The 18,451-nt window shown below is 43.2% G+C and carries 20 protein-coding genes; 5 read left to right on the top strand and 15 right to left on the bottom strand.

Translation table 11 applies throughout. From position 1 onward, the window contains the following. Nucleotides 1-549: 549 nt before the first annotated feature. Nucleotides 550-1,875: a dihydrolipoyl dehydrogenase family protein gene (locus IGJ15_RS08060; protein WP_333719156.1), complete on the bottom strand. Its 1,326-nt coding sequence runs from the start codon at nucleotides 1,873-1,875 to the stop codon at nucleotides 550-552. Nucleotides 1,876-2,058: 183 nt separating this feature from the next. Here IGJ15_RS08060 and IGJ15_RS08065 point away from each other — a divergent pair, with 183 nt between their 5' ends. Next, nucleotides 2,059-2,247: a hypothetical protein gene (locus IGJ15_RS08065; RefSeq protein WP_201704909.1), complete on the top strand. Its 189-nt coding sequence runs from the start codon at nucleotides 2,059-2,061 to the stop codon at nucleotides 2,245-2,247. A 62-nt stretch (nucleotides 2,248-2,309) separates the two neighbouring features. Here IGJ15_RS08065 and IGJ15_RS08070 read toward each other — a convergent pair whose 3' ends face one another. The 3 genes from IGJ15_RS08070 to IGJ15_RS08080 form a co-directional block, all read right to left on the bottom strand. Next, on the bottom strand, nucleotides 2,310-3,287 hold the full coding sequence (locus IGJ15_RS08070) for a Gfo/Idh/MocA family protein (RefSeq protein ID WP_167823249.1): 978 nt from the start codon (nucleotides 3,285-3,287) through the stop codon (nucleotides 2,310-2,312). Next, nucleotides 3,284-3,754: a heme-binding protein gene (locus IGJ15_RS08075; RefSeq protein ID WP_333719154.1), complete on the bottom strand. Its 471-nt coding sequence runs from the start codon at nucleotides 3,752-3,754 to the stop codon at nucleotides 3,284-3,286. Before IGJ15_RS08075 ends, IGJ15_RS08070 begins: the two co-directional genes overlap by 4 nt. A 69-nt stretch (nucleotides 3,755-3,823) precedes the next feature. Further along, complete coding sequence (locus IGJ15_RS08080) at nucleotides 3,824-4,849, bottom strand: Gfo/Idh/MocA family oxidoreductase (protein ID WP_005226060.1); 1,026 nt, start codon at nucleotides 4,847-4,849, stop codon at nucleotides 3,824-3,826. Nucleotides 4,850-5,053: 204 nt separating this feature from the next. Here IGJ15_RS08080 and IGJ15_RS08085 point away from each other — a divergent pair, with 204 nt between their 5' ends. The 3 genes from IGJ15_RS08085 to IGJ15_RS08095 all read left to right on the top strand — a co-directional run bounded on the left by IGJ15_RS08085 (nucleotide 5,054) and on the right by IGJ15_RS08095 (nucleotide 7,280). Further along, the gene (locus IGJ15_RS08085) at nucleotides 5,054-5,947 is read left to right on the top strand and encodes a MurR/RpiR family transcriptional regulator (RefSeq protein ID WP_074535856.1); all 894 of its coding nucleotides are present in this window, start codon (nucleotides 5,054-5,056) and stop codon (nucleotides 5,945-5,947) included. Continuing rightward, nucleotides 5,944-6,930 (top strand): Gfo/Idh/MocA family protein, encoded by a 987-nt coding sequence (locus tag IGJ15_RS08090; RefSeq protein ID WP_167823247.1) that lies wholly within the window; start codon nucleotides 5,944-5,946, stop codon nucleotides 6,928-6,930. Before IGJ15_RS08085 ends, IGJ15_RS08090 begins: the two co-directional genes overlap by 4 nt. Before the next feature lie 125 nt (nucleotides 6,931-7,055). Further along, nucleotides 7,056-7,280 carry a hypothetical protein gene (locus tag IGJ15_RS08095; RefSeq protein WP_005226057.1) on the top strand — a complete coding sequence of 75 codons (225 nt, stop codon included), beginning with the start codon at nucleotides 7,056-7,058 and terminating at the stop codon, nucleotides 7,278-7,280. Between the two features lie 202 nt (nucleotides 7,281-7,482). Here the strand turns inward: IGJ15_RS08095 and IGJ15_RS08100 are convergent, their stop codons facing one another. The 8 genes from IGJ15_RS08100 to IGJ15_RS08135 all read right to left on the bottom strand — a co-directional run bounded on the left by IGJ15_RS08100 (nucleotide 7,483) and on the right by IGJ15_RS08135 (nucleotide 15,839). Continuing rightward, the gene (locus tag IGJ15_RS08100) at nucleotides 7,483-8,526 is read right to left on the bottom strand and encodes an AI-2E family transporter (RefSeq protein ID WP_060791910.1); all 1,044 of its coding nucleotides are present in this window, start codon (nucleotides 8,524-8,526) and stop codon (nucleotides 7,483-7,485) included. Nucleotides 8,527-8,698: 172 nt separating this feature from the next. Beyond that, nucleotides 8,699-9,556 (bottom strand): triphosphoribosyl-dephospho-CoA synthase, encoded by an 858-nt coding sequence (locus tag IGJ15_RS08105; protein ID WP_005231353.1) that lies wholly within the window; start codon nucleotides 9,554-9,556, stop codon nucleotides 8,699-8,701. A 12-nt stretch (nucleotides 9,557-9,568) separates the two neighbouring features. Beyond that, nucleotides 9,569-10,654 (bottom strand): acyltransferase family protein, encoded by a 1,086-nt coding sequence (locus IGJ15_RS08110; RefSeq protein ID WP_430599443.1) that lies wholly within the window; start codon nucleotides 10,652-10,654, stop codon nucleotides 9,569-9,571. A 24-nt stretch (nucleotides 10,655-10,678) separates the two neighbouring features. After that, the gene (locus IGJ15_RS08115) at nucleotides 10,679-11,272 is read right to left on the bottom strand and encodes a malonate decarboxylase holo-ACP synthase (protein WP_142968425.1); all 594 of its coding nucleotides are present in this window, start codon (nucleotides 11,270-11,272) and stop codon (nucleotides 10,679-10,681) included. Nucleotides 11,273-11,275: 3 nt separating this feature from the next. Further along, nucleotides 11,276-12,958, bottom strand: a complete 1,683-nt coding sequence (gene mdcD / locus IGJ15_RS08120) for a biotin-independent malonate decarboxylase subunit beta (RefSeq protein WP_430599444.1) — start codon at nucleotides 12,956-12,958, stop codon at nucleotides 11,276-11,278. Beyond that, entirely contained in the window at nucleotides 12,948-13,247 is a 300-nt protein-coding gene (locus tag IGJ15_RS08125) for a malonate decarboxylase subunit delta (RefSeq protein WP_005226050.1), read from the bottom strand. Before IGJ15_RS08125 ends, mdcD begins: the two co-directional genes overlap by 11 nt. 25 nt (nucleotides 13,248-13,272) lie before the next feature. After that, nucleotides 13,273-14,919, bottom strand: a complete 1,647-nt coding sequence (gene mdcA / locus IGJ15_RS08130; protein WP_015509676.1) for a malonate decarboxylase subunit alpha — start codon at nucleotides 14,917-14,919, stop codon at nucleotides 13,273-13,275. Between the two features lie 5 nt (nucleotides 14,920-14,924). Beyond that, nucleotides 14,925-15,839 carry an ACP S-malonyltransferase gene (locus tag IGJ15_RS08135; protein ID WP_010748321.1) on the bottom strand — a complete coding sequence of 305 codons (915 nt, stop codon included), beginning with the start codon at nucleotides 15,837-15,839 and terminating at the stop codon, nucleotides 14,925-14,927. Nucleotides 15,840-15,956: 117 nt separating this feature from the next. On the opposite strand from IGJ15_RS08135, the gene IGJ15_RS08140 reads away from it, so the two are divergent. After that, nucleotides 15,957-16,811, top strand: coding sequence for a LysR family transcriptional regulator (locus IGJ15_RS08140; protein WP_333719150.1), 855 nt, complete (start codon nucleotides 15,957-15,959; stop codon nucleotides 16,809-16,811). Between the two features lie 209 nt (nucleotides 16,812-17,020). Here the strand turns inward: IGJ15_RS08140 and IGJ15_RS08145 are convergent, their stop codons facing one another. From IGJ15_RS08145 to IGJ15_RS08155, 3 genes are read right to left on the bottom strand one after another with little or no spacing between them, the layout of a single operon-like run. After that, on the bottom strand, nucleotides 17,021-17,440 hold the full coding sequence (locus IGJ15_RS08145) for a cupin domain-containing protein (protein ID WP_194192817.1): 420 nt from the start codon (nucleotides 17,438-17,440) through the stop codon (nucleotides 17,021-17,023). Beyond that, entirely contained in the window at nucleotides 17,441-17,785 is a 345-nt protein-coding gene (locus IGJ15_RS08150) for a carboxymuconolactone decarboxylase family protein (RefSeq protein ID WP_201689094.1), read from the bottom strand. It abuts the gene before it with no gap. Next, entirely contained in the window at nucleotides 17,754-18,320 is a 567-nt protein-coding gene (locus IGJ15_RS08155; protein WP_333719149.1) for a flavodoxin, read from the bottom strand. Before IGJ15_RS08155 ends, IGJ15_RS08150 begins: the two co-directional genes overlap by 32 nt. Between the last annotated feature and the right edge of the window lie 131 nt (nucleotides 18,321-18,451).

The raw sequence follows: 18,451 nt of genomic DNA on the forward strand, positions 1-18,451 counted from the left end.
CCTTTTGAAATTCTCAGATTTCTTGTGAACTTTTCAGAAGACTCCACTCATAATTTCATACATGCCTAATGGGATTATTTTTTCCTTCACGCTTGCTTTTTAGGAAGAAACGTTATGATGATTTTACTTGCTAGGAGGTGTGAAAAATCGAACTTATCGGACATTTGGTCTTTTGGATCCCGTTTTGTCTTTTTCTAGTGATTGGATCGTTTTTCATACAATGGCGGAAACGTTTCGTTTCAACCCTTATTGCAGCGATCCCGTTTCTCTTTTTTATGGTAAAAATATTCAATTATCGGCACTATGAGCCAGATTCTGTTTTCATCATCTATTTGGTCGGACTCTTCTTGTCAGCGATCTTACTGATTGCAGCTGTCCGCCGACTGTCAAAAAAAGCCTAAACCTAGGGTTACTAGAAAACAAAGACATTGCCTAAATGAAACCCAGCCTAACTTTAAGGTTCATTTAAGGTTCACGGACTATAGTCAATACGGACATAATAATTTAGAGCCTGTGCTAGCGGAAACTAGCGCAGGCTTGTTTGATTATTTATAGAAAATAGGACAAATCGCTAGCAGGTGTTGGGTAGGCAAAAATCATTTGGGCCAGCGCTTCTTTCGATAGCTGATTCTCCAACACAAAAACGAAGTGGTTGATCAACTCATCGGCCAATGCAGAAACAATCGTGACCGCAACGATGGTATCAGATGTGTTATAAACCAATTTGATTTTTGCATCTTGATCATTGATTCGTCGATAGGTATACCAAGAAGAAAGATCCATCACCTCGCTATGATACTCTGAGGCATTATCGGCAATCTCTTGCTCACTGATCCCGATTCTTGCTAGTTTTTCCGCACCAAAAACCAGCGTAGGGATCAGCGGATAGCGGATGGGTGTTTTCTGGTCATCTATATGATCGACAAGATAGGCGGCTTCAAAGCTGGCAACAGGCGTCAGTTTGGGCTGCTTTTTCGCTAGCACATCCCCAATTGCATAGATGTGTCTTTGACTAGTCTGCAAAAACTCATTTACTACGATCCCTTGTTTTGACGTTTCTACCCCTGCCTTTTCCAGTTGCAGCTGATCGCTATTGGGTCTGCGTCCCGTGGCACCAATCACTGCTTCTACGGTGAGAGACAATGCTTGTGTCTGGATCGTATAGTGGTTTTGTTCTTTCGTGATTCGCCGCGTGTTCTGATTAAAGTGGAACGAAACGCCTTGGTCCTGCATTGAACGAACCATTTCTGCGGTCAATTCAGCATCAAATCCTTTTAGCGGCTGGTCATTATGATGGATCACATGAACTTCAGCACCTGCTGCTTGAGCGATCATTGCCAATTCGAAGGTAATATACCCAGCACCTATGAAAGCAATCGTTGCTGGCATCTTTTCAAAGGAAAGAAAATCAGTACTGCTTTGTAAATGCTCCTTGCCGACGATGGGCAGTACGGCTGGACGCTGTCCTGTCGCAATAATTATTTTTTCTGCTTGAATCTCTTCTGCGTCCGCGACGACCGTATGGGCATCACGAAAAGCGGCTTGTCCGTAGTAAGTAGTGATCCCTTCTGCTAGTAACCCTTGTTTGGTTGACTCTGGCACCCGATCGGTATACGAGCGCTTAAACGCCATCAGTGCCGGCCAATCAATGGCTACCTGTCCTTGAACACCATTGCCTTGCATACGTTTCGCCTCTGTTTTGACTTCTACGCCTCGCATCAGTAGTTTTTTCGGATCGCACCCGCGATTGGGACAAGTGCCACCCCATAAATCGGCTTCAACGATCGCGACTGTCTTACCTTTGGCTTTTAACCCGTAGGCAGCAGCCGTTCCAGCTGGACCCGCTCCGATAATCAGTACATCCACCTTTTTCATCTGTCTCCTCCTTCTCCTAAAAAAATATTCCTGCGCTTTCTCTTCCCTTCAAGTATAGCGAATCACGGTCAGCCGACAAAACAATTCGCCTTTTGTGGCTCCTGCGAATGATCACAATCAGCCCTTGAAGTTGCATTTGATGTGGTATACTTTTCTTGTCAGTTTAACGACAAAGGAGAATGAATGACTGTGAGTTTTAAACGTTTTTTTCAGCTCTTTCTTTTTTATTTTCTCTCGATTCTGGCGGCATATGGCCTGATTGCATTTCTAGCAGTAGAAAACTTTTGGCTGGCGGTCTGTTTGATGACGATTGTCGGCTACCTCATCTTGGGTATCCCACTAACCTTATTGAGTTTAAAGAAGAAAAAATAAGACAACAGACAAAGACACCAGCAACTTTTCTAAGAAGCTGGTGTCTTTCCTCATTGATGCGATTATCCTAATACGATCTGGGCATCTGCCAATGCTTTTTCCACGACTTCCATCACCAGCTTGCTATGGGCAAGGCGTTCCTTGACAAAGGCCTGATCATTTTCGTGAATGGCTTGTGCAAAGCGGACAAATTCTTCAAACATACGATGTCCGTGAACGCTGCGATCCTGATGGCTTTTTGCCCCATGAACCGATTCAACGTCATAACTGGCAAGCATATTCGTCGGCCCATTGACGATGATCGATCCTTTCGTCCCTTGGATCGTTGAACGAATCGTCGCTGTCGAATCTTTGGCGCCAATACAAACGACTTTTGTTTGTTCATAGTCTAAAAACAGCATGCCAGAAGTATCGATCCCCTGTTCGACATTAGCAAAATAGCGGACACTTTTTGGTTTTCCTAAAAGCCCGACGACAAAATGAATATTATAGATATTGATATCCATCAATGCCCCACCACCCATTTTCGGGTTAAATGCAGGTAAAACGGTTCCCTCTTTGAATAAATCATAACGAGAAGAATACTGCGAATAGTTGCATTCAATCAATTTCAGCTCTCCCAATGTTTCAAGCTGCGCTTTTATTCCTTGATAGTTGGCTAAGTACTGATTTGTGATGGCTTCGATCAAAAGCACCTTGTGGGCAGCAGCCATTTCTGCTAATTCTACTAATTCTCGTGTCTGCAACGTAAATGGCTTTTCACAAATGACGTGTTTGCCAGCGAGGATTGCTTCTTTGGCAAAGGAATAATGCAAATGATTGGGCAGTGCGACATACACGGTGTCAACGGATGGATCCGCCAAACATGCCCCTAACTCTGTGTAGACGGTTTGAATCTTGTATTGCTGTTTTAAGTGATTCATTTTTTCTAAATCATTTTCTGTCCCAAAAATAGCGGACAGTTCAAGTTGTGGGACATCCCCTGCCACCGTTAAAAAATCATGGACGATCATGCCTGCCCCTAAAATCGCTAAGTTCATCTTGCTTCCCCTTTTCTATCTTCTTGGATCATTTGTTTCAATACTTCAGTGACCACTTTATGATCCTCTAAATGGGCCAAACCTGACACACAGATAGCACCAGTGACTTTTCTGTCTTCGATAATTGGAAAACCACCACCACAAATTGCATAATGTTCGTCTTGTGCCCACTTAGCAAATTGTATATCTCTATCTTTTTGCGCATAGACGTATAGTGAACTATGCCCGCTTTCTAGTACCGTTCGTTCTTTTCTTTCAAGCCAAGGGCTCTCTTTTCGCCCTGCCATTAAAAATCGAATGATCGGCAAGCCCTGATGAACAACTTTGATCCCTACCGGCTTCGGGTAGTTCCTTTTAACGTACTGATCGATGGCAATAACCAACCGCAATGCGAGGTCATTGTCAAAATGAGCAAACTGCAGCTGCTGTTCTTCTTGCAGGATTTCTGAAGGTTCGATTCGGATCAACTCCTTTACGTTGAGTCAGTTGATGCCTTCAGGCGCTTTGTTTGTCAAAAGCCCCATAATCACTCTGCCTTATGACTCAGTGATCACTTGATTGATGCCTGTTTCTAACATTTCGATTTGTAAAATCGTTTCTTCGTCTTTCACGATTTTTTCTTTGCCATGGATGATCGTTTCATAGACGCCCTCATACACACGGCTATAATCACCAATTTCAGAGATGACTTTTTCTTCATGGTAGTTCCCGTTAGCATCCATATAAGTTAGTGTGCCATAGTGCTCTGGCAAATCGATCCCAAAATCGGCATGATCTGGGAGATAAAACTGTTTTAGATGCTCTTCTTGTCGATCCTTGGTTTGTTTTACAAAAACGCCGTTTTCGCCATAAACGACAAAACTAGGCCGCTCTTTTAATCGGAAGTAACTAGATTTGACTGAGACTTTCATTCGACCATAAAACAGATCCAAATCGAAGTAATCATTCATGCGATTTTTTCCAAGCAATTGCCGAACCTCATAATGGACATCGTCTGGTTGTCCAAAATAGGAGATCACTTGGTCCAGTGTATGACAAGCGTGTCCGTACAAGTAGCTAGTATTCAATGAAAATTCGGTCACTGACCGTGGAATCTCTGGACGAAAATAATCATAATGCATCTCTACTTCTAAGAGATCTCCGAGCACGCCGCTTTCGATCACTTTTTGCGTGGTCAAAAAATCGGAATCAAAGCGGCGATTTTGATAGCATTGCACAAACAAGCCTTTCTCCTGCGCCAGTGCGAACAATTCCTTTGCTTGTGCCGAAGTTTCCGTAAAAGGTTTTTCGATCAAGACATTTTTCCCATGAAGCAAGACATCCTTGCCTAATTCATAATGCAAATGACTGGGGGTCGTGACCACAACTAATTGAATTTCAGGATCACGGTAGATATCCTCTAAGTCAGAGGTGTAATGAACGCCTTCTAGTGTTGGCCAGGTCAGCTTTCCGCTTGGTGAATAGATCGTCTTTACTTTGATCTTATCCTGTAGCTTGGTTGAAAAAGGCAGATGGTAGCGATTGGTGCTTTTTCCGTTTCCGAGATATGCGATAGTTAACATTGTGACGCCTCCTATGAATTGATAGCTTGATTATTGATGAAATCCTTCGAAATGGGAAGTCTTTTGCCAAAAACAGGTTCTTTTGACCAGACTTTTTCGCAAACTGCTCAGTGGTTCTGAACATTTTTACCAAATTGACAAAAATGTACAGTTTTTGCTTTTGGTTTTCTTTGTCCTAGGCTATGATTAGAAAGAGGTGGTTTGATGTTATTAGGAGATAAATTACGGCTTCAAGAAGGATTGACCAATACGGAGAAACGGATTGCCGATTATATTTTGCAAAATATCAATGATGTGCCTTCGTTGACGATTGAAGTCATCGCCAAGCATACCTACACATCCCACTCTTCCGTCATTCGTCTAGCCAAAAAGATGGGGTATGAAGGATTTAAAAGTTTTCGCTTAGGTCTGGCTGAAATTGCCCATAATCAGATGTTCAACCCAACCTTTGTTGACGCGAATTTCCCCTTTTCGCCCAAGGATCAAACACCTGACATTTTGAAAAAAATGGCCGATCTAACGATCAACTCGATCCACAAAACCCACGCTCAGGTTGCCCCAGAAACGATGGAAGCAGTGGTGCAATCGTTGGAAGCTGCGCAACGGATTTTCTTATTTGCTCGCGGCGATTCTCAGATTCGGGCAAGAAGTTTTCAAAATAAGTTAGTCAAAATCAATAAGTATCTGATCGTTGCTGATGAATATGGGGATGATGCGTGGAATGCATCGAACGTCACGCAAAATGATTGTGCCGTGTTTATTACCTACCGTGGGAAAAATACGCAATACGAAAAAATCATGCAGCACTTTCGTGATGTCGGCGTACCAGTGATTGTGATTTCTGGTAACGCCTATGCGAAAATCATCCCATTAGCGACCCATGCGATCATCGCTTCTCATGATGAACGTGATTTTCTCAAAGTCGGTACCTTTTCTTCACAGGTCGCTTTTGAGTATATTTTAGATTCACTGTTTGCATTGCTGTATGCCAAAGAATACCAAAAAAATATTGTCGAGTTAAGAAAAAAACAAACTGTTTTGGAATCAGGGATTCTCTCAGAATACCCGTCAACTGAAGAAAAGAGGGAAATGAAATGATCAATTGGGGAATTATTGGTGCCGGAAATATCGCCAATCGCTTTGCTGCAAGTTTAGAAAATTTTCAAGACGCCCAGCTTTATGGGGTTGCTTGTCGTACGATGGAAAAAGCGCAAGCGTTTCAAGCAAAATTTCCGTGTGACGTCGTCTTTGATGACTACCAAAACCTATTAGATGATCCAACTATCGATGTCGTTTATATTGCTTTGCCGCATTTGTATCACTATGAATGGATCATCAAAGCCTTTCAAGCGAAAAAAGCTGTTTTATGTGAAAAACCAGCAACCTTGACTGCACAAGAAATGCGCGATGTACAAAAACAAGCCCAAGCACACGAAGTCTTCTTTATGGAAGCTATGAAGCCACGCTTCACCCCAGCGTATCGCAAACTAAAAGAACTTGTGGATGGTGGTCATATCGGCGAGCTGACCAGTGTTACGACTACTTTTCGCCGCCATTTACCAGTCGAAGGCAGTTCTTATCATTATCTGCCAAAACAAGGTGGTGCTTTACTGGATATGGGGATCTATAACTTAGCCTTTATTCAAGATTTTTCACCAGAAAATTTAACTGCCGAATTGATCGGTTACAGCCTTTATGAAACTGGGGTTGATACCTACGTTGAAGCACGCTTTGTCAGTGAAGACTTTGTCGCAGTGATTGAGACTGGATTTGACCAAACAAAAGAGACGGTGGCGGAATTACAAGGAACAAAAGGGAAAATCACGATCCCCAACTTCCATCGCCCCGCTTCTTTTACCGTGACGATTGACCAAGAAGACATGGTCTATGATATTGGGTACGAGATCGATGATTTCCATTCAGAGATTCAAGCAGTTCACACCGCTCTTGCACAAGGACAACTCGAAAATCCCCTGATGTCCTTAACAGATAGCATTGCCTGTATCGCTTTAGCTGATGAACTAAGAAGCTTACTAGATGCGGAAAAAAAGACAATTAAGATCATGCCCCATCGTTTTTGAATAGAACTGACCAGTGGCTACCACTCGGTCAGTTTTTTGTATCAAAAATTGAGCGCTTTCTTTGACGGTATCGAAATGGTTATATTATATTTTTATACAAACGAAAAAAAGAAAGGAAAACGCTTATGACTCCAGAAATTATTACGTATCTTATTTGTTTATTGACCTTCGCTTATCTAGCTGTGACGGTTTTTACTTTTGTAAAAAATCGCCGGACAGGTGACGGCTATCGCCTCCGTATTTTTTACGTGTTGGCAGCAGCACTCGTCTTTTTGCTTTCCGTTTATGCAATCGCTACCGGTCAAACCTATGACGACTTGGTTACATCGATAAATGATCTTTTTCAATAAAACACCGACGGCACGAACCCAAGCTGGTTCACTTTTATCATTCTTTGGGGTATTTCCCAACAGGCAGGTTTCAAAGCCCCTCTTCAGCAATCTGCTTTGTCTCCTTTACGAAAAAAATTGCTGCGAAATAAAAAAGCCATCTCGCCTTTCATCGGCAGAGATGGTTTTTTCTATCAATTGCCATCCTTTACAGCAATCATTTTTATTGGTCCTGCAAGGTGTCATCGGTTTTTTTACGCAATCGCGGAATCTCTTTCACATTCATTAAATCTAAAAAGAAAGTGAACAATGGGATCCCGATGATCAAGCCCCACAAGCCAAAGAGATGTTCGCTAAGATACAGGAGAATAAACGTGTAAAACATCGGGATCTCTGTTTTATTAGCCATCAAGCGGGGATTTAAGATATAGGATTCCAACGCATGAACAAACACTATGATGAATAAAATGTAGATCACGTCATTAAATCCGCCGATAGAATAGGCAATAAACGTCAATGGAATACACGAGATGATCACACCAGCAACAGGAATCAAGCTGAGAAAGAAAATCATCAACGCCAAACTCAACAGCTGCGGAAAGCCCATCACCGCTAAGGCGAAAACAGTGATCGCTGTATTGACTAAGGCGATCACCAACTGCGTCTCGATCACATTTCCGAAAGCCCGCGTGAACTTAGCCCCTAAATAGTAAACATCTTCAAAGAACCACGCCCCTCGCCCTTGCAAAAACAGCCGAGAAAACGCAACGGTCTTTTTGTTATCGATCATAAAGAAGAAACTAAGCAGAAAGGAGATCAGCACAGTCAACGCCAACTCACCGAAATTATACAGATAATTGATCACGACTAGAACGCCGCTTTGTAATTTCTGGATGTATTCGCTGGTCTGCAATAAATTCAAGACATATTCGATCAATTCATTATTGGAGTCTGTCCGTTGGTAGAAATCAGCAACGGAATTGACTAATTGGACGGATTGTTTGATGATGATGGGTACATAATTTGTTGCTACTAAATAAAGAATAAAAACAATCAAGCTGTAGGTCAGGATGCTCGTAAGCTTGATGGGCAGATGGCTTTTTCGATGGAGCAAAAGAACCAGCCGATAAATCAGATACGTAAAGATAAAGGTCAGCAAAAGAATGGTCATCAGACTGCGAAACAAAAAAAGAATGCCCGCAAGCATAAACAGGACAGTCCAGCGCCGCAACACAAGATTTTGAAGAAAAGCATTATAGTATTTCATCTGTAACTCCTTTATTCGTTGCAATGGAGCAACGAAGCATTTCAGTAGTGCCTAAGAATTATCTAATCATTAAACTATGCAAATAGCAAGAGATTTTATTTTTCTTAATCGAGCGAAAAAATGAAACAAAAAATCCTTAGAAGAATCGTTGCCTTTCTTCTAAGGAAAAGAGTTATTGGTAAACGGTCTTTCCTTCGTTTACGGGTAAAACCGAGTTGATGGACAATAAAAAGAAGCTGGCAGCCAACAGATCAGCACTGCCGCCTGGAGACACATTTTCTGACTGGCAGAAGGCTGCTAGTGCATGAAATGCTGGGTTCGGCAACGCTTGCTGATTGGCTTTTTGTGCGAGTTGCTGAACCAGTGCCAGTACCTCTTGATTGCTGCGGTATAAAATACACGTATCGTCCAGCGTAGCGATGATCGCCAACAGCATGTGGAGCCTTTTTTTGGTCTCATTGGAACAATCCCGAGAAAAATAATCTGCTAGAGCGATTTGAACATGAGGGAACCCAGCAGCAGCTTCCCCATACGCACCGAGATGTCCATATTTGGCTTGAACAGTTTTGCCATGACTTTCTGTTTGTTGAATCAGCGCGCGATCAGGAAATGCAGTGAGAAGCTGGATGTCAGAAAAGACTTCTGGTAAAAAAATCCGCTGTTTGCGACTAAGTTGGCTACTGACGGCGCTGATGAGCAAGCCTAATGCCCAGATGGCTCCTTTATGAGTGTTGATGCCACCAGTGGCTGCCAACATCGCCTGTTCTGCCTTCCGACCGATTGCAGCGATTGCTTCCCGCAACTCTTGAGACATGCTGCTTCCCCAAGACACCAAGGCCATTTCTTCAAAGTATGGCGTCAATGCTCGAGCTGATCGTAGAAAGAGTGCTTGATCCATATCGTGATGGGCACCTGAATCAATGGCATCCACTAACCCAGGTTTTGGGGACAATGTCACTTCTGCAATCAAGGCTTCTTCTACCAATTGGGCGAGTCGTCGACAATTTTCTTCTACAGCTAATGCAAACATCCAACTCCTCCTCTAGTTTTTGATTTGACCTTTGATCGTTACCCATAAAACATGCAAAACATAGCTTGTTAAAAAACCACAGCTGGCAGTTGCCAAATAAGCGACGATGATCATGATGCCCATTGGCAGTTGCAGCAATAAATCTTTGAAGCATAGCAACAAGACTTGAAAGACAAAAACATTGGCAAGATAGGTTCGATACGCATAAGTAGACAGCCACTTAAACGTCCCTAACTGTGGGGCATTGTTTTTGATCATGGTTGATCCAAACATAAAGACTGCAAAAATCAATACTAAGCTATATAAGCTTTGCAATGTATTTAAATACGGTGCATGAGCGAAACTTAGATCACCTGCATAATGTAGCAGATGATTGGCAGATAATAGCCCTAATGCTAAGCCCACTGGCAAGAAAGCGTAGCGAATCTTGTATAGGAAGCGATAGACGGTTTCGTGATAAATCAAAGCGGCCTCGCCATAGATCCCGTAGATCACAAAGCTAAAGACAAACCGATCCAATAAATACCAGCTTTCATGATGCGGTCCTTCAAAAACTTGGCGATCATAAAACACATACCAAGCGACATACAAAGCAGTTGCGACGATCAATACTGGCCAAACAGCTTTTTTCTTCGTCAACACTTTGTAGCCTAACCAGACAAAAAACGGCATCAACAATTGGATCTGCAGCATCATGATCGTATACCACAAGTGTGGCGCCGCATCCCCCGTCACATATTTCAGTAAAAACGTTGCTGTGTCAGTATAAGGTTTTCCTTGTTGGACAGCGGGAAACAGCCATAAATAAGCCGTCGTCCAAAGCACATATGGCACGACAAGTTCAAAAAACTTTTCTTTCAAAAATTCTAGATAAGACAGATGTTGACTTGTCTTAACCATGTTATAAACAATAGCAAAAATAAACAGGGGTGCGGTAAATTTCACCAAGACATAAAAGGGACCGATGAATGCTGCAGTCTTTTCATCTTGGGTATTGGATAAGGCAAAAGTCAAAATCGTTTGCATCATTACTGCTGTCACGGCAAATACTTTTTGGAAATCACTGATGTTGATTTTTAAATCGTTGTTCTCAAACATGTTTTTCGCTCACTTTTCTAATAATTACCAAATCTCAGTGGTGAGTTTTGGCCCTTCGTCTGTTTTTACTAAGATTTTTTTTGATGGATGGTCCAAATACTCCTTTAAGGCAAACCCGCCTTGTTTTGTGATAACTTGAACATCGATCTGTTGAAAAAAGGCTGCCTGCTTTTCCAATAGTTCCAGTGGCAGCTTTTCTTTCGTGTCGGCATAAAGCAACAGATCTAAATCACTGGTCGGCTTGATTGCTGCCTGTTTTGCAGCCAATTCAAAACCCAAGCTGCCACCGATTCCCCAAGAATAGTGCTTCAATAAAAGCCGTGCTTGTTGATAGTTGCGGTAAACTGTATAATTGGCTACTTCATTGAATCGAAAGCTCTCACGAGTGATCAATTCCCAAGGATGGATCGTTCGTTTGATCATGTTGCAGGGTGCCTCAAAGGCAAACCGTTCTTGCCGCTTTTCCCCGCGCAACCCCACTGGTAAATAGCTGGGGTTACGGGGTTTCCCATGACGGACGGTCGCAAAAAGCTGTTCTTTTTCAGAAAACCATTTGGGAATATCAATCATATCAAGAACTTCTTTATCTAATTGAACGATATCGTGGGCACGGTTCATTCGTTACTCATTCCATTCTGCATTCATTTTTTCAAATACGTTATTCGTTTCCAGCCGGCCGCTCTTTTTAGCGATCGGATTGTTGTAGCGACTGGTCAACATCGTGTCATTCGTTTTACGCACATCATCAATCGCCTCATTGATCGCTTCAATTACAGTCGCTTTGCTTTCAGAGGTGACAGACTGATCCGTAATGGAGGATAAGAAAGTGAAGATTGCCCCAAGTTTCGTATAATTTTTGATATCATAAGCAATACTTGGTACTTTTTCCGCCGCGGCTTCAATCGCTGCAATCGACCGTTTGGTGACCCGACTTGCACTTTCTTTTGACATTGCTTGAACAGTGATCTTTTCACTATTTAATGCGATCAGACGACTTGATTGCAAGCCATGCGCTAAGAAAGCCCCAGAGATCGCATTACCAGCGATAAAACCGATCACTGGATGACCCGCTTGGCGTAGTTTGGCATAAGCTGCCGCACTATTTGCTAAAGCTGCATGAATACCAATCAATTCTTCATTATAGCCATACGCTTGGCTAGGGACATCGATGACCGCAACGATTGGCCGTTTGATTGCTTTCTCTTTGTCTTCGTGATAAACAGTTTCTAACAGATGGCCCATCTCGTACCCTTCGACTAAACCAACTTCTCCATTGCGTACCCGATACATCGGATTATTTGGGTTTGGCACGATTGCTGTAACAACGACTTCTTCAGTAAAAAGGTCAGATGCAGCTGCATAGACTGTTGCACTAGTTGAGGTTGGGAACTGCAGATTCGTCAATGCTGAAAACCAATGATAACCGATACTGTCAGCAGCAGCTTCTTGGCCTTCTGTTACAGTAATAGGTGCCACTTCAGTTGCTTTATGCGCTGCAAGAGCCTTATTGTATGCCTCGATAGTCAGCGGCTTTGATAGATCAAGTTCGTTTAAAAGAGAAAGATAAAAACCACTTTTTTCGCTGCGATGACTGTCTTTCTTTTCAACCATCGCCGCAATCACAGCTTCTTGGATCGATTCGACACTGTCAGTCACTAGTTCATCGATCATTTGTGCTTCCAAACGTTGTTTGGCGCCAATGGTATTCCAAATCAAATCTTTATCACTGGAATCAAATTCTCTCACGCCAGCTTCTTGTTCGATGACTTCAGGACCGTTCAAACCGATACGGGCTTTCTTCGTCGCTATCAAGTAGCTCATAAGTGCTGAGGTAATCGACATACCGCCAAAAGAACCCACCCGACCTGGCACTAAGCCAATCACTGGCACATACGATTTTATTGCAACGATCAAATTGCCGATTTCTGCGATCGACAATAAGCCGTAATTCGCTTCTTGGAGGCGTACCCCACCAGTATCGGGGATGATGATCGGTGTGATCGGATTGCCCTTTTGGTTTTCTTCCAACACATGCGTCAATGCAGCGATGATTTTAGCACCAGAAACTTCACCGATCCCGCCACCTTGGAATTTCCCTTCCATAGCGATCCCGACTACGTTTTCTCCAGAAATCGTTCCACGACACACAACGATCCCATCATCGCTTTGTGGCACGATGTCTTGAGCCACCAGATTGGGTGCGATCATTTGGTCGAATGGATCGATCAATTCACGACCGCTCTTGGCATCCAATAATGCGTGCACCCGTTCTCGAGCATTTAATTCTACAAAACTATTCTTCATCTGCTAGTTCCTCCATTGCTTGGGTTAATCGTAGGTAAACCACACCGGGAGTGGCGCCAAAGTCGTTGATCACTATTTGCGCACTGATTGGATAGCGCTCAAAAAAACGCGTCAAGACATTTTGCCACACATCGCCAAAGCCGTCACTTCCTGTACAAACTGAAACGGTGGTTTCTTGTTTGTCTGTTGGAAAAAGCAGAATTTCCAAGTCTCCAGAACCAACCACGCCAACATGGACTTTTTTGGTGACTGGTTTCGTTGTTTGATACGTATAAGCTAATTTTTCCATCTCTTCTTCTCTCCTCTTGCTCTTATTAAGACCACGTTCTGAATTTCATTGGCGGTTCGTACAACCCATCGGACCATTCGATCAAATCATCAACGGTTTGAGCTGCTAGCAATGATCGTTTGGCATCACTGCGTTTGATCCCTAAGTCTTCTGGTAATTTCACGATTCCCGCTTTGCGCAAGGCATCCAGAGAAGCTTTTGTGCTGGTCATTCCTAGTGGGGTTACACCGCCGATGGCTGCGATTGCTGCTTGTTTTTCCTCTTTTGAGTTTGCTTTATAAAGATAAGCGATGCCTTCTTCTGTCACGATATGCGTCGTATCTTCGCTATAGATCATAATTGGGGCATTGGCTAAACCAGCTTGCTTTTGGACAGCCAACGCATCTAACGTTTCTACAAAAACAGGTTTTTTATTGGAACCATACGTTTCAACCATTTGAACGACTAATTTTTGTCCTTTTGCTAAAGGATCTGTTTCATCCCGCAAGGATTGCCAAGCTGGAGTCGAATGGCGACGGCCCCCCGGATTATGCCCCATATTTGGTGCACCACCAAACCCAGATAAGCGGCCTTTCGTCACTGTAGAAGAATTTCCTTGATAATCTAGTTGTAAGGTCGAACCGATAAACATATCGATGGCATATTGACCTGCAGTTTGTGATAATGCTCGATTGCTGCGCATCGTGCCGTCTTTTCCGACAAAGAATACATCGGGTCGAGCGGCAATATATTTTTCCATACCAACTTCCCCACCAAAACTGTGGATGCTTTCGACCCAACCAGATTCGATAGCTGGAATCATCGTTGGATGAGGATTCAAGACCCAGTTTTTCGCTACTTTTCCTTTGATTCCAAGGGTTTCTCCATAGGTTGGTAAAAGTAACTCGATCGCAGCGGTATTAAAACCGATCCCATGATTCAACGATTGTACTTCATGTTCTGCATAGATTCCTTTTAATGCCATCATCGCCATCAAAATTTGTAATTCCGTAATGTTTTGCGGATCTCTCGTAAAGAGGGCTTCTAATTGATACGGTTGATCTGCTACCACGACAACATCGATCCAATCGCTGGGAATATCGACCCGCGGCAAACGATCGACCACTTCATTAACTTGGACGATCACGATACCATCTTTAAAGGCTGCTGCTTCGACGATCGTTGGCGTTTCTTCCGTATTGTAACCTGTATAAAGATTTCCTTGGCGATCGGCTTTGTCCGCCGCCACAAGGACCACATTCGGAATCAAGTCGATAAATAAGCGACCATATAATTCCAAATACGTATGAATGTCCCCTAATTTCATGGTTTTGTCTTCAATCATTTGGGCAACGCGCGTACTTTGTGCGCCTGCATAAGAAAAATCGATTTTCGCTGCAATGCCTTTTTCAAATATCGTCAAATGTTCTGGACGGGAGATACTCGACATGATCATATGCAAATTATTGACTTTTTGAGCATCGACTTGTTCTAAGCTTTTTGATAGGAAGCTTGCTTGTTTTTGATTGTCGCCTTCAAGGACCACTTTGTCTCCCGGACGGATCAACTGTTCTAAGACTTCAATGATCGCTTCCGTTGGGACATATTTTCCATCGAGAAGATGCTCGATTTTTTTCATGGTTTGGGCCTTCTTTTCACGTTTACTTGCCCAGTTTCTTGCAGGTTTTTCCATTCTATTCATCTCCATTTTTGATATAGGAATAAAGCATCATCCAAGCCATGTTGATCCAAATTGATCACACGGATCGCTTTGTTTTCACCAAATTTTGCTTGGATCAGTTTTGTTAGGGTATTGCCAGGAGGAAATTCAAGAGCCAAATCAAGTCCTGCTTCGTAGGCAACATCCATGATCTTGTTCCACTGCACCGGATAAGCAATATTTTGCAGCAAATCGCGACGGATCTCTTCAGGGTTCATGGTCATCCGACCATCCGTATTTTTGAGGTACGGACAGATAGGCACATCAAGGAATACCGTGTTCATAAATGGCGCAAACCGTTTCACGGGTTCTGCCATCAACACACAATGAGACGGGACAGGCACTGCTAAAAGTTTGGCGGTTTGCGCATGATAATCTTTCGCTTGAGCTAGCGTCTTGCGCAAGCCTTTGATATGACCAGAGATCGTATGCTGCATGGGGCAATTTTCATTTGATAAATAGACGGGAGCAGCAGGATCAAATGTTTTTGCCACGAGCGCTTCTGCTTCACTTCTCGTTACACCAACCAGTACCCCCATGGCATAATCAGTCGGATAGGCTTCTTTCATCAATGTCGCCCGATGATAGACCAAGCTAGCGGCATTTTCGAAACTCAAGCTTTCACAAGCTAACGCAGCGGAAAAAGCGCCAATCGAATGCCCCGCCACAAGCTGAGGTTGCACACCAGATGCTTTCATCTGGTCCGTGTAAAAAGCTGCTTTTACTAAAAGGGCCAACTGAATAGAGACGGTATCTTGTTTGAGATCCCCCGATACAGGGTGTAAATCAAAGCCTGTCGCCTGTTCTAGCCGATGGAAATAACTGGCAGGCACGTCCTCAAGCATCTTGCTGGTCTGACTGCCTTGTCCTGGGTATAAGAAACCTGTACTCATGAAACACCTCCTAAACAATTTCTCTTTCCTGTGTCATAATAACGGAAGTTTGTTATAATAAAAAATACCAGTTTCATGAATATCCATAACCAAAAGGTATGGAAAGAGGAGTATCTGATGAACCTTGATCATTTACGCTACTTTAAAAAAGTAGCCGAATCGAAAAATATTACCCAATCTGCACAAGAATTATACATCTCACAACCTGCCTTGAGCCGTGCCATGAAACACCTAGAAAGTGAACTAGGCGTTCCTTTGTTCTATCATGCCGGTCGGCATATCGAGTTGACGATGTATGCGGAAGAATTTTATCCCTATGTCGTTGAGACGTTAGCACGTTTCGACGAAGGAATGAGTGCGATCCAAGCCTTAAATGGAGAAATGGTCCCGGCGGTGACGATCTACTCTGAAGTCGCATCCGTTTCCTTGCCTAACCTGGTGGCGACATTCGTTGAAAAGCACCCTGAGATCCAACTTTCGATCAAGCAGCACGGCAGTAAGGAGACCAACAAAGAACAAGCCTTCTACATTACCTCAGAGCCAAAGAACGGCTTGACTAATCTGCCGATATTCACGGAACCCATCTTACTGGCGATCCCCCAAAAGCACCCTATGGCAGAAAAAAAAGACTTGCAAGTTGCCGATATCCAACAAGTGCCTTTGCTGATGCTGGTTGAAAACAGCCCACTGCGTAGAACCATCGACGAAGCTTTTGAAGCAAAAAAAATCAGTTTGACTATCGGTTCAACGACGGACGATCCGGCGACGCTGCGCTCCCTTATCAATCAAGGACTAGGAATCACGTTCTTTCCTAAAATTACTTGGGGCTATGAAAATCAGGCGCCTTTCGTCTTACGTGAACTAGCAGATTTCCCCTTATCAAGGACGATTTATTTAGCATCAAGCTTTACTAAAGGTCATCCCATGACAAAACTAATTGCAAAAACGTTGATTGAATTTTATCTTGGCTAAACAAAAAGAAGCGTCCATTCGCACGTTAGCTGTGCAAGTGGACGCTTCTTTTTTCTTTCCTATTTACAAAGGGTGAATCATCGGCTCGACCGTACATTCATTCACATTGGTCTTCGATCTCTTTTGACTAGCCACACTATTGGTTGCCAGTCAGATGAGACCCCATAAGATTTGTTACACGCCTTCCAGTACGGCTACTTTATCATCGCTTATGCGTCAGGCAATTGATCGTATTCTTCATCACTGACTGCTTCTAACCATTCTGAAGCACCAGCAGTAATCGCTACATGGGCAAACCAACTATTTTTTGCTGCACCATGCCAATGTTTGACCCCTTCCTTGATGACTACGACATCCCCAACAGTAAGTTTTTGCGGTTTCTTCCCTGCTTCTTGGTACCAACCTTCTCCTGAAGTCACCAACAACAATTGATACCCACCATCGATATGCCGATGCCAGTTGTTGCGGCAACCTGGTTCAAAGGTCACATTGCCAACGTTGACTGGAATCGCTGGATCAGCTACTAAAGGATTCAAGTAACTTTGACCGCTAAAAAATTGTGCATAGGCGTCATTTGTGTTGCCCAGTGAAAAGATTCCAGCTTCTTTTGCTGCATCGAGTTCTGACATTTATTTTTCCTCCAATTCAGCTAGCTCTTCTTGATAAACCGTTTTGGCGATGTTAAAAGCAGACCAAGCTTTGGGCCAGCCAACATAGAAAGCCAGATGAGTGATTACTTCTGCAATTTCCTCTACAGTGATCCCGTTCTCCTTGCCAATCGTTAAATGGGCGGGCAACTGTTCAAAATTGCCACCGGAAATCAAGGCCGATATCGTTAATAAGCTTCTCGTATGAGGAGCCAATTCTGCCTCACGTGACCAAACTTCACCAAATAATACATCATCATTCAGTTGCGCAAATTTCGGCGCAAATTTGCCTAAGTTATCTCTTCCTGCTGTTTGTTTCTTTACCATATCGATCGACTCCTTCTTCTATTGTGATGAAATGCTGGTCCACCCAATTTTGAATGGCAGTATCCGCCTTATTCACTCGTGAACCACGGATGGCTAATCCAGGATATATGAGGGCTTCAGGACAAGTTTTTTTAAAGTCTTCTAGGCTATTGCCGAATCCTGAGCCTTCATGAGTGCAAAAGGGAAAAATAATCTTCCCATCGAAATGATAGTCTTTTAAAAAACTCGCCACGATCATCGGATAGCTCCCCCACCAGTTGGGAAATCCAACAAATAGTATCCGTTCTTTAAAAAACGCAGACGGTACTGTTTGATAGCGGGGAAAATCATTACTAGCTTTTTCTTTTTGTGCTTGTTCGACCATCGCCTGATAGCTTTCAGGATAAGGTTCCACAGGGGCAAGGGTATAGAGGGGGCATTGCAGCTGCTCTGACAGCTTCTCTGCTAGAATCTGCGTATTTCCTAAGCCCAGTTTTTTTAGCTGTCCCTCAATCAGATTTTCACCAGCTCGTGAACAAACAAGTATTGCCGCCATTTTGTCACCTCCTACTCTTTGTTTCCTGATAGATTTAATGGTAAGCCAATCGAGTTGGATTGGCTAATGCTTTTTCACACAAGACCTTATGCTTACAAAGCATAGCTGGTTTCGATATACAAAAAAGAAGC

It is taken from the genome of Enterococcus sp. AZ079, assembly GCF_050547255.1.
Taxonomy (GTDB): Bacteria; Bacillota; Bacilli; order Lactobacillales; family Enterococcaceae; genus Enterococcus_D; species Enterococcus_D casseliflavus.

What these genes read in the sequence shown, in the direction of transcription:
- IGJ15_RS08115 (WP_142968425.1), bottom strand. Translation starts at nt 11,272, where the DNA reads ATGAACCGTGCCCACGATATCGTTCAATTAGATAAAGAAGTTCTTGAT.
- IGJ15_RS08070 (WP_167823249.1), bottom strand. Translation starts at nt 3,287, where the DNA reads ATGAACTTAGCGATTTTAGGGGCAGGCATGATCGTCCATGATTTTTTA.
- IGJ15_RS08095 (WP_005226057.1), top strand. Translation starts at nt 7,056, where the DNA reads ATGACTCCAGAAATTATTACGTATCTTATTTGTTTATTGACCTTCGCT.
- IGJ15_RS08145 (WP_194192817.1), bottom strand. Translation starts at nt 17,440, where the DNA reads ATGTCAGAACTCGATGCAGCAAAAGAAGCTGGAATCTTTTCACTGGGC.
- IGJ15_RS08125 (WP_005226050.1), bottom strand. Translation starts at nt 13,247, where the DNA reads ATGGAAAAATTAGCTTATACGTATCAAACAACGAAACCAGTCACCAAA.
- IGJ15_RS08140 (WP_333719150.1), top strand. Translation starts at nt 15,957, where the DNA reads ATGAACCTTGATCATTTACGCTACTTTAAAAAAGTAGCCGAATCGAAA.
- IGJ15_RS08065 (WP_201704909.1), top strand. Translation starts at nt 2,059, where the DNA reads ATGACTGTGAGTTTTAAACGTTTTTTTCAGCTCTTTCTTTTTTATTTT.
- IGJ15_RS08105 (WP_005231353.1), bottom strand. Translation starts at nt 9,556, where the DNA reads ATGTTTGCATTAGCTGTAGAAGAAAATTGTCGACGACTCGCCCAATTG.
- IGJ15_RS08060 (WP_333719156.1), bottom strand. Translation starts at nt 1,875, where the DNA reads ATGAAAAAGGTGGATGTACTGATTATCGGAGCGGGTCCAGCTGGAACG.
- IGJ15_RS08090 (WP_167823247.1), top strand. Translation starts at nt 5,944, where the DNA reads ATGATCAATTGGGGAATTATTGGTGCCGGAAATATCGCCAATCGCTTT.
- mdcD (WP_430599444.1), bottom strand. Translation starts at nt 12,958, where the DNA reads ATGAAGAATAGTTTTGTAGAATTAAATGCTCGAGAACGGGTGCACGCA.
- IGJ15_RS08085 (WP_074535856.1), top strand. Translation starts at nt 5,054, where the DNA reads ATGTTATTAGGAGATAAATTACGGCTTCAAGAAGGATTGACCAATACG.
- IGJ15_RS08080 (WP_005226060.1), bottom strand. Translation starts at nt 4,849, where the DNA reads ATGTTAACTATCGCATATCTCGGAAACGGAAAAAGCACCAATCGCTAC.
- IGJ15_RS08100 (WP_060791910.1), bottom strand. Translation starts at nt 8,526, where the DNA reads ATGAAATACTATAATGCTTTTCTTCAAAATCTTGTGTTGCGGCGCTGG.
- IGJ15_RS08155 (WP_333719149.1), bottom strand. Translation starts at nt 18,320, where the DNA reads ATGGCGGCAATACTTGTTTGTTCACGAGCTGGTGAAAATCTGATTGAG.
- IGJ15_RS08150 (WP_201689094.1), bottom strand. Translation starts at nt 17,785, where the DNA reads ATGGTAAAGAAACAAACAGCAGGAAGAGATAACTTAGGCAAATTTGCG.
- mdcA (WP_015509676.1), bottom strand. Translation starts at nt 14,919, where the DNA reads ATGGAAAAACCTGCAAGAAACTGGGCAAGTAAACGTGAAAAGAAGGCC.
- IGJ15_RS08135 (WP_010748321.1), bottom strand. Translation starts at nt 15,839, where the DNA reads ATGAGTACAGGTTTCTTATACCCAGGACAAGGCAGTCAGACCAGCAAG.
- IGJ15_RS08110 (WP_430599443.1), bottom strand. Translation starts at nt 10,654, where the DNA reads ATGTTTGAGAACAACGATTTAAAAATCAACATCAGTGATTTCCAAAAA.